The 14,333-nt window shown below is 50.3% G+C and carries 15 protein-coding genes; 13 read left to right on the top strand and 2 right to left on the bottom strand.

The genetic code is table 11. From position 1 onward, the window contains the following. Positions 1-28 precede the first annotated feature (28 nt). The 6 genes from ACWHYD_RS03520 to secG all read left to right on the top strand — a co-directional run bounded on the left by ACWHYD_RS03520 (position 29) and on the right by secG (position 5,405). A complete protein-coding gene (locus ACWHYD_RS03520) occupies positions 29-712 on the top strand; it encodes a site-2 protease family protein (protein ID WP_447964538.1) in 684 nt (227 codons plus the stop codon). Between the two features lie 20 nt (positions 713-732). Continuing rightward, positions 733-1,716, top strand: coding sequence for a tryptophan--tRNA ligase (gene trpS, locus ACWHYD_RS03515; protein ID WP_447964537.1), 984 nt, complete (start codon positions 733-735; stop codon positions 1,714-1,716). A 205-nt stretch (positions 1,717-1,921) separates the two neighbouring features. Continuing rightward, complete coding sequence (gene gap, locus ACWHYD_RS03510; protein ID WP_447964536.1) at positions 1,922-2,923, top strand: type I glyceraldehyde-3-phosphate dehydrogenase; 1,002 nt, start codon at positions 1,922-1,924, stop codon at positions 2,921-2,923. A 75-nt stretch (positions 2,924-2,998) separates the two neighbouring features. Then, positions 2,999-4,198 (top strand): phosphoglycerate kinase, encoded by a 1,200-nt coding sequence (locus tag ACWHYD_RS03505; RefSeq protein ID WP_447964535.1) that lies wholly within the window; start codon positions 2,999-3,001, stop codon positions 4,196-4,198. 45 nt (positions 4,199-4,243) lie between these two features. Further along, positions 4,244-5,002: a triose-phosphate isomerase gene (tpiA, locus tag ACWHYD_RS03500; protein ID WP_447964534.1), complete on the top strand. Its 759-nt coding sequence runs from the start codon at positions 4,244-4,246 to the stop codon at positions 5,000-5,002. Between the two features lie 31 nt (positions 5,003-5,033). Then, positions 5,034-5,405, top strand: coding sequence for a preprotein translocase subunit SecG (gene secG, locus ACWHYD_RS03495; protein ID WP_447964533.1), 372 nt, complete (start codon positions 5,034-5,036; stop codon positions 5,403-5,405). A 101-nt stretch (positions 5,406-5,506) separates the two neighbouring features. On the opposite strand, the gene ACWHYD_RS03490 is transcribed toward secG, so the two are convergent. Beyond that, the gene (locus ACWHYD_RS03490; protein WP_447964532.1) at positions 5,507-6,421 is read right to left on the bottom strand and encodes a branched-chain amino acid transaminase; all 915 of its coding nucleotides are present in this window, start codon (positions 6,419-6,421) and stop codon (positions 5,507-5,509) included. A 164-nt stretch (positions 6,422-6,585) separates the two neighbouring features. Here ACWHYD_RS03490 and rplU point away from each other — a divergent pair, with 164 nt between their 5' ends. The 7 genes from rplU to bioB all read left to right on the top strand — a co-directional run bounded on the left by rplU (position 6,586) and on the right by bioB (position 11,693). Then, complete coding sequence (gene rplU / locus ACWHYD_RS03485; RefSeq protein ID WP_447964531.1) at positions 6,586-6,903, top strand: 50S ribosomal protein L21; 318 nt, start codon at positions 6,586-6,588, stop codon at positions 6,901-6,903. 34 nt (positions 6,904-6,937) lie between these two features. Then, positions 6,938-7,192: a 50S ribosomal protein L27 gene (rpmA, locus tag ACWHYD_RS03480; protein ID WP_447964530.1), complete on the top strand. Its 255-nt coding sequence runs from the start codon at positions 6,938-6,940 to the stop codon at positions 7,190-7,192. Between the two features lie 80 nt (positions 7,193-7,272). Beyond that, complete coding sequence (gene obgE / locus ACWHYD_RS03475) at positions 7,273-8,292, top strand: GTPase ObgE (RefSeq protein ID WP_447964529.1); 1,020 nt, start codon at positions 7,273-7,275, stop codon at positions 8,290-8,292. Beyond that, positions 8,274-9,410 (top strand): glutamate 5-kinase, encoded by a 1,137-nt coding sequence (proB, locus tag ACWHYD_RS03470; RefSeq protein WP_447964528.1) that lies wholly within the window; start codon positions 8,274-8,276, stop codon positions 9,408-9,410. The genes obgE and proB overlap by 19 nt, the downstream gene beginning before the upstream one ends. A 95-nt stretch (positions 9,411-9,505) precedes the next feature. After that, positions 9,506-10,177, top strand: coding sequence for a nicotinate-nucleotide adenylyltransferase (nadD, locus tag ACWHYD_RS03465; protein ID WP_447964527.1), 672 nt, complete (start codon positions 9,506-9,508; stop codon positions 10,175-10,177). Then, positions 10,165-10,602, top strand: a complete 438-nt coding sequence (rsfS, locus tag ACWHYD_RS03460) for a ribosome silencing factor (RefSeq protein ID WP_447964526.1) — start codon at positions 10,165-10,167, stop codon at positions 10,600-10,602. Before nadD ends, rsfS begins: the two co-directional genes overlap by 13 nt. 74 nt (positions 10,603-10,676) lie before the next feature. Further along, entirely contained in the window at positions 10,677-11,693 is a 1,017-nt protein-coding gene (bioB, locus tag ACWHYD_RS03455) for a biotin synthase BioB (protein ID WP_447964525.1), read from the top strand. A 52-nt stretch (positions 11,694-11,745) separates the two neighbouring features. Here the strand turns inward: bioB and ACWHYD_RS03450 are convergent, their stop codons facing one another. Beyond that, entirely contained in the window at positions 11,746-14,325 is a 2,580-nt protein-coding gene (locus ACWHYD_RS03450; protein WP_447964524.1) for an FtsX-like permease family protein, read from the bottom strand. Positions 14,326-14,333: the final 8 nt, after the last annotated feature.

The raw sequence follows: 14,333 nt of genomic DNA, 5'->3' as shown, positions 1-14,333 counted from the left end.
TTCCTCTTTTCTCTATAACCTCTCTTTCATGCTGGTACCACTCATGGCCGCGGTGGTCTTACACGAATGCGCCCATGGGTGGGTCGCAAATTTCTTTGGAGACCAGACTGCCAAAAACCTGGGACGACTCACCGTCAACCCCCTACCGCACATCGACCTCTATGGAAGCATCATTGTGCCACTGATGTTATCCCTGATTCCGGGAGGGTTCGTCTTTGGTTGGGCCAAACCCGTTCCGGTCAATCCCGCACAACTCCATAACCCCAGACGGGACATGGCGTTTGTGGCCGCTGCCGGACCACTCATGAATTTATTCTTGGCCATTGTCAGCAGCCTGCTGCTCTCCCTGTTCCTCTATCTGGACCCTACGATCCAGGCCAATTGGCCTCCCCAGCCAGGAGTTGAACCACGAAGGGATCTTCTCGGAATGATCCTGGTGCCCCTCACGGCCATGGCCTTGTCTTCCATGATTATTAATATCGTGTTATTTTCCTTCAATCTTCTGCCGGTTCCCCCCTTGGATGGGAGCCGGGTTCTCCGAAGTCTTCTCCCGGTCAAATCTGCGGAAGTCTTAAACCACTTGGAACCCTATGGGATGTTTCTTATTTTGGGGCTCCTGATGCTGAATTCGTATATCCCCATAATAAGCAGCTTTATCGGAATGGTGTTTCAGATATTTCAGCGACTCTTTTTACCTACATTTATCACTTAACTCGAACCGGAATACTGACTATGACCACACGAGTGCTCAGCGGCATGCAACCAAGCGGGCTCATGCATTTAGGCAATCTTCTTGGGGCGCTGGAAAATTGGAAATCCCTACAAACCCAATACGAATGTTATTTTTTTGTGGCCGATTGGCATGCTATGTCGACGAATTATGCCGACACCAGCCGGATTAAAGAATTCACACAGGAATTACTGATTGATTGGCTGGCAGCCGGTATTGATCCGGATCGGGCGACGGTGTTTGTCCAATCCGGCATTCCCGAACATGCTATTCTCCACTTGCTTTTCTCTATGATTGTGCCAGTTCCCTGGTTGGAGCGAAATCCTACCTATAAGGAAAAACAGGACGAAATTAAAGAAAAAGATCTCTCCACCTATGGGTTTTTAGGCTATCCCGTGCTACAGGCCGCAGACATTTTGTTATACAAACCCGATATCGTCCCGGTCGGGAAGGATCAGCTTCCCCATTTAGAACTCACGCGGGAAATAGGACGCCGATTCAACAATCTCTATTCACCCGTGTTTCCCGAACCCAAGGAACATCTCACACAGTTTCCCAAAGTCATGGGTACTGACGGACGAAAAATGAGCAAAAGTTACGGCAATACGATCAATCTTTCCGATACCGAGCCGGTCGTTCGAAAAAAGCTCAAAACCATGGTGACGGATCCGGCACGCGTTCGCCGGACCGACAAGGGCAATCCCGATGTCTGTCCGGTATTCGACTTCCACAAAATTTATTCATCTGCCGACGTCATCAAACAGGTTGACCGGGATTGCCGCACCGCCGCCATTGGATGCATCGATTGTAAGCAACAAGTTGCCGACGCCATGGTGGAACGCTACGGACCTATGTGGGACAAACGGGCCACCATCCTTCAACATCCTGAACAGACGCAGGAAATGGTCGAAGAAGGACGAAAACGCGCCTCTCACGTGGCGCACGAGACGATGCAGGAAGTGAAAACCGCCATGAAAATTCTCTAGCAATCTCAAATCGCCCAATCCGCGAGCACCTTCCGAAGAAAAATTCCTCTACTACACAAAGGATAATGGCCCTCACAACCAGGGAAAACGGGGAATTTTCTTGAGCCAGCCTTGTGATATTTTCTTGACTTCATGCTATTGTGAAATTACGATCCTATGCCTATGGAAGATTCCCTTATTTTCATTTAGTTAGGTGTATCAAAATATGAGTATCCGCGTTGCCATTAATGGGTTTGGTCGCATCGGAAGAAATTTTTTCCGGACCTGTTTCAATGATCCTGCCATCGAAATTGTGGCCATCAATGACCTGACTGACTCAAAAACCTTGGCCCATCTTTTGACCTATGACTCGATTCATGGAAAATTTCAAGCCGATGTCCAATGTGGACCGGACTTTCTGACAGTCAATGGGAAACAGATTCAGATCCTGGCCATCAAAGACCCTCAGGCCTTGCCATGGAAAGAACACCAGATTGATTTCGTCATTGAATCCACCGGTCGATTTACCGACCGAAAGGGAGCGGGACTGCACATATCCGCCGGAGCTAAACGGGTCATTATCTCAGCACCCGCCAAAGACCCGGATATCACAATTGTATTAGGAGTGAATGACTCCAACTACAACTCTCAGCAACATACCATCATATCCAACGCCTCTTGTACAACGAATTGTCTTGCTCCTGTTTCGAAGGTTCTTTTGCAGGAATTCGGCATCCGGCATGGGTTCATGACCACCATCCATTCTTATACCAACGATCAACAATTGCTTGATTTGCCTCATAAGGATTTACGACGAGCCCGGGCCGCCAATTTATCCATGATTCCCACATCCACCGGAGCGGCAAAAGCTTTGTACCTGGTCATCCCGGAATTAAAAGGGAAAATTGACGGCGTAGCCATTCGAGTGCCAACTCCAAATGTGTCGCTCATTGATCTTTCTGTTGAAGTCGAACGAGATTGTGATGCGGAAACGGTGAACGCGGCCTTTCAACAAGCTGCTCAGAGTTCGCTAAAAGGGTACTTGCAGGTCTCTGAAGCTCCCATTGTTTCAAGTGATCTCAATGGGTGTTCATACTCAGCCACCGTGGACACACCTCTCACTTCAGTCATTGATAAACGGCTCGTCAAAGTGTTTGCCTGGTATGACAATGAATGGGGGTATTCATGCCGCTTGCACGACCTGATCAAGGTTCTTGCTCAACATTGATACATTCGCATTCATTAAGGAACATCCGGCTTTCCCCCGACAAGCAGCCATCAACACCGGAAGGGAAAGGAAGGCATGAAGCACCTTAAAAAACAAACGATTGATCAGGTTGACCTTCGGAACAAACGCGTACTCATACGCGTGGATTTTAATGTTCCACTTGATGAAGCCTGCCAAATCACTGACGATTCCAGGATTCGGGCGGCCCTTCCAACCATCAACCGTGCAGTGGATGAAAACGCTGTCGTCATTCTTTGCTCTCATTTAGGACGCCCAAAGGGAACCATCGACCAGTCGCTCAGCCTGGCTCCCGTCGCCAAGCGGCTCCAGCGACTGTTGAATAAACCGGTCGAATTTGTTGGCGATTGCATCGGGCCGGCAGTTGAGGCGGTCGTCAATAAAGCCAAACCCGGCGATGTGGTTGTATTAGAAAACCTGCGCTTTCATCCGGAAGAAGAAAAAAACGACGACCAATTCTCAGCACAATTGGCCTCATTGGCAGATGTGTACATCAATGACGCATTTGGAACCGCCCACCGGTCTCATGCCTCAACCGTTGGCATCACCAAATATGTCAAAGTATCCGCAGCAGGATTTCTGATGAAACGGGAAGTCGAAGCCTTGGAAGGCACGGTGGAGAACCCCGTTCGTCCGTTTGTAGCCATTTTGGGAGGAGCAAAAGTTTCTGGGAAAATCGGGGTCATTGAAAATCTTGGCAAGGTGGTTGATAAAGTCATCATCGGTGGCGGCATGGCCTTTACCTTTATCAAGGCCATGGGATTGGAGATCGGCCAATCTCTCGTCGAAAAAGATATGCTGGATTTTGCCAAACGCATTCACGAACAGGCGATGGCTCAAAAAATTAAATTTTATCTCCCCGTGGATTGTGTCGTGGCCGCAAGCCTCGATCCTGAAGCGGAAACAAAAATTGTCCCGGTACAGGAAATCCCCGCTGGCTGGTATGGCATGGACATCGGGCCGGCCTCAGTACGCCTTTTCAGCGAAGCGGTCGAAAACGCCAAAACGATTTTGTGGAATGGCCCCATGGGAGTCTTTGAGCGGGATGCATTTTCCCGCGGGACCTATGCAATGGCCCATTCTGTGGCCAATGCCTATGCCAAGACGATAGTAGGAGGAGGGGATACGGCTCTCGCCGTGTATCGAGCAGGAGAATCGGAAAGTATGTCCTTCATTTCCACCGGTGGTGGTGCCGCACTCCAACTTTTGGAAGGCAAGCATATGCCGGGGCTTGCAGCCTTACCCGATCGTTTTTGATCTCAGCGACACGTTTTTTTTACTTCCAAAAATTAAGAGGTCTCCATGTTGCGTCGATTCATTGTCGGCAATTGGAAAATGCACAAGACCATTTCCCAGGCCGAGTCGCTGGTGAAGGATATTCTCCGGATGCATCAACCACAGGCCTCGGTAGAATTGGCAATCGCTCCCCCATTCATTTCGTTGCCAGCAGCTTCACGCCTGCTGAATTCCACACCAATCAAATTGGCCGCACAAAATACCTGTGCAAATGACGAAGGCGCCTTTACCGGAGAAATTTCGCCACCCATGTTACGGGACGTCGGTTGTCACTATGTCATTATTGGGCATTCCGAACGACGCCATATTTTCGGAGAAACCGACCAGGATATTAACAAAAAAGTCCACGCCGTCCTCCACCATGCCCTGTTACCAATATTATGTGTCGGGGAACGTCTGGAAGAACGCCAATCCAATAAAACGCAGGCAGTCATTCAACATCAATTACAAAACGGCCTCAAGGGTCTCGAATCAAACGATCTAGCAGAGATCACCATCGCCTACGAACCGGTCTGGGCCATTGGAACCGGCCAGGCGGCTACTGTCGACCAGGCGACCGAAGTCCATGGAGAAATCAGGTCCTTTCTTGCCACGCAATGGGGCATCAAACCCGATCAAACCAGAATCATTTACGGGGGGAGCGTGACCAAGGAAAATGCCAAAAGCCTCTTTCAATCTCCACAAATAAATGGGGCTCTCGTGGGAAAAGCTTGTTTGGATTCAGAATCCTTTGTTAAGATAGCCGAATTAGCTACTGACAATTAATCATAAACACGGCAATAAACGCGCACACATTATGTATACTTTGACTGTCATTCTTCATATCATAGTTTGTTTTCTCATGATTGCCGCAATCTTGCTCCAAGCAGGAAAAGGCGCTGAGATCGGCGCATCGTTTGGGGGATCTTCTCAAACGGTGTTTGGAAGTCGAGGCCCCGGTACGTTTTTGAGTAAAATCACCGTGGGAGCGGCTATTGTGTTTATGCTGACATCCCTAAGCCTGGCTCTACTTTCTAAACAGGCCAACACTTCGTCCACAGTGATAGATCTTCACCCAACCTCCCATCATGAATCGTCTTCTCCGTCGACTCCTGCGGCAACTCCTCCAACGGAAACCGACGCAGTTGATCCAGCAGCAGAGACGACTGCCCCCCAGACAACGCCATAAACTATTTCCTTTGGTGAGTCGGCAACTACTTTAACAGCTGGAAAACTGGTGGAATGGCCCATGGTCATGAGGCATGAGGCCACCTGTTAGAAGCGAAACTCCTAAATAGGAGTCAGCCAATTGGCATAAGCCGCATTTTCGCCACGCACAATTCTAAAGAAATCATCCTGCAGCGATTTTGTGAGAGGCCCTGGCTTACCTTCGCCGATTTTTCGATCATCCAATTCGCGAACGGGTGTAACCTCGGCAGCTGTTCCGGTGAGAAATATTTCGTCTGCTACGTACATCGCATCCCTGGTAAACCGTTCCTCAATCACCGGGATTTTTTGGGCTCTCGCCAATTCAAGAATCGAATTCCGGGTAATCCCGTCAAGGATAGAGGTCAAGGGAGTCGTTTTTAAGACCCCCCTTTTCACAATAAACACGTTTTCTCCTGTCCCCTCAGCGACATAACCATCAGGATCAAGGAGAATACATTCGGCATATCCAGACTTCTTTGCTTCCCATTTGGCTAAAATCGAATTAACGTAATATCCGGATATTTTTGCCCGAGTCATGGATACATTCACATGATGCCGGGTGAAGGATGAAATTTTTGCCCTGATGCCTTGCGCCAGCGCATCCTCCCCTAAATACGACCCCCATGGCCAAGCCGCAATAGCCAAACGAATCGGGTTGTCACCAGGGTACACTCCCATCGCGCCATAGCCCACATACGCGATGGGGCGGATATAGCACGAAACTAATTGATTAACTCGAACCGTCTCAACAATAGCATCCGACACTTCTTTTTTGGTAAAAGGCATGGGCATCATGGTGATATGGGCAGACTCAAACAGCCGGTCGACATGCTCCTCTAACCGAAAGATGCTTGATCCGGTCACGCCTTCATAACAACGGATCCCCTCAAATGCTGCGAGACCATAATGGAGAGAATGAGTAAGAACATGGACCGAGGCCTCATCCCAGTCGACAAGAGCTCCATCCATCCAGATTTTTTTTGACACAGTCCCCATAGAAATACTTCTCCGATTGACATAAGCTTTAAAAAAACAAGGCGTGGGTGCCAAGGGCATCACGGATTTTTTTCCAGACACCAAGAACGCGTGATGATATACTAAAATCTTGACATAAATGTAAACATACTGGCAAAATGCGTGTTTGTTAAGGAGCTAAACATATGTATGCAATTATCGAAACAGGTGGAAAACAATACCGGGCTGAACCGAACGGTATACTACAAATCGAGTCCCTTGAAGGGGATGTTGGATCTATCATCCAATTTGACTCAGTGCGATTTGTCCAAACGGACCAGGCACCGATTGTCGGCTCTCCCATGATTTCAGATGCAGTGGTCAAAGGGGAGATTATCCGACATGCGCGAACCCGGTCCATTACCATTTTCAAAAAGAAACGGCGTAAGAACTATCGAAGGACCAAGGGCCATCGTCAGGGATTCACGCAGGTTCGAATCACTGAAATTGTGGCATCTGCTTAACATTGGTCTTTGAAATTCTTTGGAGGTTTGACTCATGGCACATAAAAAAGGCGGCGGATCATCCCGCAACGGTCGCGATAGCAATCCACAATATTTAGGCGTCAAAGCTTATGCCGGTGAAAAGGTAACTGGCGGAAGTATTATCGTTCGTCAACGCGGAACGAAATTCTTTCCTGGGACAAATGTCGGACTTGGAAGCGACTACACACTCTTTGCCAAAGTAGACGGGATCGTTAAGTTTGAAGGAGGAATCGCCCGCCGCAAGGTGAGCGTGTATCCTCCCGTCTAGCTTCCCTTCCCGTTTCCTGCTTTTTTCAATTCATCTTCTTCATTTGTCTCTTGTAAGTCCGCTAGGATTTAAGGATCAGTATGTTTATTGATCAAGCACGGATATTCATCAAAGCGGGTGACGGTGGCACCGGACACTGCAGCTTTCGACGAGAAAAATTTGCTGAATTTGGTGGTCCCAATGGTGGCGATGGTGGTGATGGAGGAGACGTGGTGTTTGTGGCCTCCAATAGAGTCTCAACCTTGCTCGACTTGCGATATCAAAAACACTACGAGGCCACGTCCGGCGTCAGAGGCCTCAAGACGAACTGCCACGGAGCCAATGGCTCAGATATCCTGATTGCCCTTCCTGTCGGGACTCTCGTGAAAACCGAGGACGGCGACATCATTGCCGATCTTATTGAAGAAGGACAAACCGCCATTGTGGCCAAAGGAGGCAAAGGCGGAAAGGGCAATGCACGTTTTGCCACGTCAACAAATCGAGCGCCACGTCAATTCGAACCAGGGACCCCGGGCGAAGAGCGATGGGTGAATCTGGAGTTAAAACTGTTGGCCGATGTCGGTTTGGTGGGCTTTCCAAACGCCGGCAAATCCACTTTGATTTCAGCGATCTCTTCTGCCCATCCAGAAATTGCCAGTTACCCGTTCACGACCCTTCGACCTCATTTGGGAGTGGTGGAATGGATGGAGCATTCGTCATTTGTCGTCGCCGACATTCCAGGATTGATTGAAGGCGCTCATGAGGGGAAAGGGTTAGGAATTAAATTCCTGCGACATATCCAGCGAACCGCCTTTTTGTTATATCTGGTCGATATCACCGAATGGATTTCAGAAGATCCCATTGTGATCGTGGAAACGCTACAAAGAGAACTCCAGGCCTTTGACCCCGAACTCCTTGAACGACCGTTTGCCATCGTGGCCACAAAAATTGATTCACAGGGAAACGGGCAGCACTTGGAAGCTCTACGGGAGTATTGTGCCACACACCACTATCCATTCTTTCCCATTTCGGCCGTGACCAGGGAAGGCCTCCCATCACTTGTGACCTATTTAGGGAGCGCCGTTCTGGAAGCAAAGACTTCATGCGCGAGCAAGTGCTAGCGGCGTGTAAGAAGATCGTCGTCAAAGTTGGAAGCAGCCTGGTGGCTTCTTCGCAGGGCGGTTTACGTCTCGACCGTATAAACCGTTTAACCCAGGAATTGGGCACCCTGCAGACTCAGAATCGACAGATTGTCGTGGTTTCCTCCGGGGCCATCGTTGCCGGCATCGCACACCTCGGCATTTCTTCTTATCCCACTGAATTACCCCTTCAGCAGGCCGCCGCTGCCGTCGGACAAAGCCGCCTCATGCAAGCCTATGAGATGGCGTTTGAAGACACGAAAAACAAGATTGCCCAGGTTCTCTTAACTCACCAGGATTTATCCAACCGTCGACGATTTTTGAATGCGCGTCATACCTTGAATACCCTTATTCAGCTAGGAGTCATTCCGATTATCAATGAAAATGACACTGTGGCGATCGACGAAATCAGATTTGGGGACAACGATACACTCGCTGGAGAAGTGGCCCACCTAGTCGACGCAGATCTCCTGGTGATTCTATCCGATGTTGATGGGCTCTATAGCCAGGATCCTCACCTCAATCCTTCGGCGGAATTAATCCCTCTGGTTGCCAACGTCACCAAGGACATTGAAGACCTTGCGGGATCTTCTCGAACACAAGCCAGCCGTGGAGGCATGGTCACCAAGATTAAAGCCGCCAAGCAGGCAGGACGGTTTGGGGTCCCTACCCTCCTATTAAATGGAGAAACTCCCAATGCCCTAGGAGAGGCCTTGAACGGAAAGCCTGGAGGAACGTTTTTTGCGTCAGACCAATCACCCCTGACCAGTCGAAAGCAGTGGATTGCCTATACGCTTCGACCAAAAGGGGAACTCCGTTTGGACGAAGGGGCCGTGGCCGCACTCACCCTTCGAGGAAAAAGTTTATTACCCTCAGGCATTCTGGACATCACAGGCATCTTTCTGACAGGAGACCCCATCACATGCGCTACCCGGGAGGGAATGACCTTCGCGCAGGGACTCACAAATTATTCTGCCGAAACCCTCCACCGCATCAAGGGGAAAAAAACATCAGACATCAGGCAACTCCTGGGCACATTGGAGTATGAGGAAGTCATTCACCGGGACAATCTGGTCCTGACTGAGCCGCAGGCTTCATAAGCGACATGACTCTCAGCTATACAAAAATCTTCCCTGGTATAGGGATAGATCGCAGTTTTTCTTTCTAAAATGACACATGAGAACATTCTAGACTGATGTTTATCGGCCTCTTAGGCGGCTCATTCAATCCCATCCATAATGGGCATTTGCATATTGCCCAATATGTCCACAACAAGATCCACCTTGATCGGATCATTTTCGTCCCGACAGGGGATCCTCCACACAAACCATCAGACTCACTTGCGCCAGCCCAACATCGATTAGAAATGGTGAAGCAGGCGATTGCCCCGTTTCCCTACTGCACGGTATCCGATCACGAAATCCAATCAACGGCAGTGTCCTACAGTGTCGACACCGTCACACATTTCAAAAAAGAATTCCCGGAAGGAACGGAATTGGGGTTTATTCTGGGGCTGGATGCTTTTCTCGATTTCTGCAGTTGGAGGAACGTGGACCATTTGCTCACCCTCTGTCATTTTATCGTCTGCTCAAGACCAGGGGTTTCCTTCACACAACTTCAATCCCTGCCGTTCATTCCTGCGACAAAGCCTCAAGCATTTCAAAACCTTGATGAACAGGACACAACGCGTCTGGACATCATTCTTCCTTCCGGCAAGACCATTTATCTCCTATCCATCCCGCCATGTGAGATATCGGCCTCGACGATTAGGGAGCACCTGGCCCTTGGCTCTTCCGTAAGCCATTGGTTGCCGCCCACCGTGGAGTCCTATATAATTCAGCAACGATTGTACCAATGGCCCGTCTAACACCACCGAAATCATCTCCTACCCTCGAACAAGCGGTCTTCATCGCTCAAGCGGCTCAAGAAAAGCAAGCAGGAGAGGTGTTGGTGCTTGACGTGGGATCGATGACGTCAATAGCAGACTATTTCGTCTTTGCATCTGGCGATTCAGTACCTCAAGTACGTGGAATTACCTCGTTTATTGAAAAGGTCATGTCCACACGCTATGAAATAAGCCCCGAGATCGAGGGAAAAGAAACGGCCAATTGGATATTACTCGACTATGGAGACATCATCGTCCATATATTTAAGTCAGATATCCGGAAGTATTATGCCTTGGAAAGCATGTGGTCGGACGCTCCACAAATTTCTATTCCTGAAAGCCGCACACCCTTTCCGCAGGTAGCACGAGCGCCAAAAGCACCCGCCAAAGTCGCCAGGCTTTCCTAAGTTATATAGAATTTCACCCCTGGACCCCAGGTTCGTAATCGAAAATATTAAGAAAAAGTAAGGGAGAACAACCCATGACCCCATATTATGAAATGGCAGACCGAGTGCTGGAGGGAGCCATCCCAAGTCGACAGGAAGGCTTAGCCATTCTGGACACCCCGCAGGACGAGCTTCTCGATCTGGTGAATGCGGCCTATCGGATTCGGTCACGATATTTTGGCAACACCGTCCGCCTGCAAATGTTGCTGAATGCCAAAAGTGGGGCCTGCCAGGAGGATTGTCACTATTGCTCCCAATCAACCATTTCCACCGCCCCCATCGAGCGGTACTCTCTCCTCTCTCCCGAAAAAATGCTGGAAGGTGCCAGACGCGCCGCACAAGCCAAAGCGCAGCGGTATTGCATCGTGATCAGCGGCCGCTCCCCATTACAATCAGAACTCACACACATCACCAGCGCCGTCAAACAGATTAAAAAAGAGCTGCCAATTCAAATATGTTGTTCACTCGGCTTATTAAACAGCGAACAAGCCAGCCTTCTAAAAGAATCAGGGGTTGATCGCATTAACCATAACCTCAATACCAGTGAAGCCTATCACCCCTCTATTTGTACCACCCACACCTATAAAGATCGAATCGATACATTAAAACATGCCCGCGCGGCGGGATTGGAACTCTGCAGCGGCGGGATTGTCGGAATGGGGGAAGGGAATGAAGATCTGGTAGATCTGGCCTTGGCGTTACAGGACGTTCAACCTGATTCTATCCCCTTAAATATGTTGTACCCGGTCGAAGGTACGCCCTTTGACAAAATGAACAATCTTACACCTGCACGCTGTTTAAAGATTCTCTGTCTCTTCCGGTTCTTCCACCCCAAAACGGAAATCCGGGCGGCCGGAGGACGAGAAAGAAATCTTCGTTCGCTCCAACCCTTGGCGCTCTACGTCGCGGATTCACTCTTCGTTGATGGCTACTTGACGACACCAGGCCTTGCCCACCAGGAAGTCTGGAAGATGATTGAAGACCTGGGCTTTACGGTGGAAGTGAAATACGAAGGAGCCGAAACGGAAAAAGCCGAAATCTGCTCACACTGAACCTCTTGTCACATTGTCTTAAGACTTTTTTCAGCACGACCATTCACACATTTCATTCATACCGTAAATCCTCGGCGATCGATTGACGGCTGGCCCATCTGGCTGGCCCCCACGCGCCTAGAAACGCCGCCAACAACGCCACGAGCACAGCCATCCCCAAGGTTTCCCATGGCAAGACGAATTGAATGGTCCATCCAAATGATTGCTTATTAATCACGTTGATCAACAACACTGACAGCGCCAATCCCACCAGGATGCCCAAGCCGGCACCCAGTCCGGCCACATAGCAGGATTCCCAGAAGATGAGTCCTTGGATCTGTGGGCGACTCACACCCAACGCTCGTAGCGTAGCCAGCTCCCGCCTGCGTTCCGTGATGGCGGTCATGAGGGTATTGATAATCCCCAGCACGGCCACGCTTAGAGCAATCAACTCCAGTACATAAGTGACGCGAAACGTCCGATCAAAAATTTCCAGAATCTCAGTTTTCAGTTCTCCGTTACTGATTGTGACGATGGGGATGCCATTTTTTAACACCTGTTCGATTTCACGTCGCACAACCGGGAGGGCCTGACCGGCCTTGAGATACACCGCAAAGATGGTCGCGTCGGTCTCTCCCCAATGCCGACGAAAGAGGTGGTCGTCCATGACCACTTTTCCCCCATCGGTGGCATAATCATAAAAAATGCCCTTCACGGGAAAGGCGTGGTTTCCTGAAGGCGTCTTCACATTTATGTGGTTTCCTACCGCCAATCCCAGCCGCCCGGCTAACACCTCAGACACAATCACGCCTTCACCTTCGATCGTTTCTTGTAAAATGAGAGTGGAATCACCTGTCACAAACAGATATCGGCTACGCCCGGCATGAAGGGCCATGTCGCGTGCGACCAGCGACACCGTTTGCCCTGAAACCTCCCCCACCGTTTCCAGATATGGATCAACCGCCTCGACCCCTGGGACCAACATAACCGTCTTTACTAGAGTCAATGGCAGATCCGGCTTATCATTCTCGACCTCTTGTTCCCCCAACCATGACACCGGAGCCACGATGATATCCGCCAGCATCGTTTGCTCAATCCAGATGTCTACCGTATGCCGGAAACTCTGGATCATGATGCCTACTCCAACCATGATGGCCAGCCCGACGACAATCGCTGCCATGGTCACACTGGTCCGACCGGGATTGCGGCTGATCTGTTCTGCCGCAAGGGACGGCAAGAGGCCCCATCGACCGCTTTGCCATGTTCTCCTCCACTCATGAATCAACCCGCAGAGCACAGGCCCCAGTGCGGTTCCGCCCACCAGAAGACAAAACGCCGCGGCATACCCTCCGACCGGAATACCATCTACAGGAGCAAGGGTACTCAGGAAAGCGCTTCCACCAAATGCGATCATCGCAATCCACCCTGACGTCCTGTACGAACCAGTTTCTTCATCTTCGGATTGACCTACCGTTAAGGCTTGAACCGGAGCTATCGTGCTGGCATCCCAGGAAGGGCGGAGCGCTCCGAGGAGGGAAACCCCAGACCCAATCACTACCGCTTCCACCAAAAGCCAGGGATGAACCTCCGACACCGCCAAAGATGTCACCCCATATAACTCGCCGACACTCTGCCCGATGAGCGTCGTCAATCCGCCAGCCAGGAAGACCCCGAACCAACAGCCCATGACCCCGCCCACAAGACCGAGCAGACCCGCCTCCAAGAGAAACAGGCCCGTGATGGCTCGCCGTTCCATGCCGAGTGACCGGAGAATCCCAATCTCCCGACGATGATGTGCCACCGAAAATGCCATCGTGTTATAGACCAGAAACACCCCCACTAATAGCGCTATTCCACTAAGCATGGTGAGATTAAACTGGAAGGCTTTCAACATCGATTCCACTTGCCCCGTCCGTCGCGAGGACTGACTGATTCGAATATCCGGAGGCACCCAGGCTTGCAGCGCTTGGATGAGCCTGGCCCCCGCCACTGCAGGTTCAGGAACTACGGCAATAGAATGCAGACGTCCCAACCGACTGAACAACCATTGGGCTGCAGCAATATCCATGATCGCCTGTCGTTCGGTTCCTTGCAGAAGATCATCAGACGATCCCAACAGGCCTCCCACGACCAGATCATGGGAGACGCCCTGACCCGTCACGGTCAGCGTCTTCCCTTCACTCAGCCCTAATTCTTTGGCAAATTCTTTCCCTAAAAAGACCGTCTGCGGAGAAAACAGCTGTTTCCACCGATTATCCGGAATCGATGGGGTCGAATCCTCTGATGGCCTGACTTCCTCATAATTCAGAAGATCTACCCCCCAAATCACAAGCGTCTGACCCGTGGAGAGGCCTTCTTGTTGGATTGTGACCTCAATTTTAAGAATAGGATGAGCCGATTTGACCCCAGGATGACGTTGAATCAGCTCGATGATTGCTTCATCCATCCCTTCTGTGCCTCGGGACAGGGTGATAGACGCCTTTCCCACGACGGAGTCCACCGACTGTTCAAAGGATTGATAGACTTCGCCATTGGCCAGACGAATGGCCAACCAGGCCGAGACACCAATTGCTACCCCGACCACCGTGAGAAAGGCTCGAAAAGGCCGATGGCGAACATGGTCAAGGACCAATAGGAGAAGGATTCGTATCATGAGAGCGG

The organism is Nitrospira sp. Ecomares 2.1 (assembly GCF_965152585.1).
The sequence above is the reverse complement of the archived record's forward strand: the minus strand, read 5'-3'. Positions and strand labels throughout refer to the sequence as shown.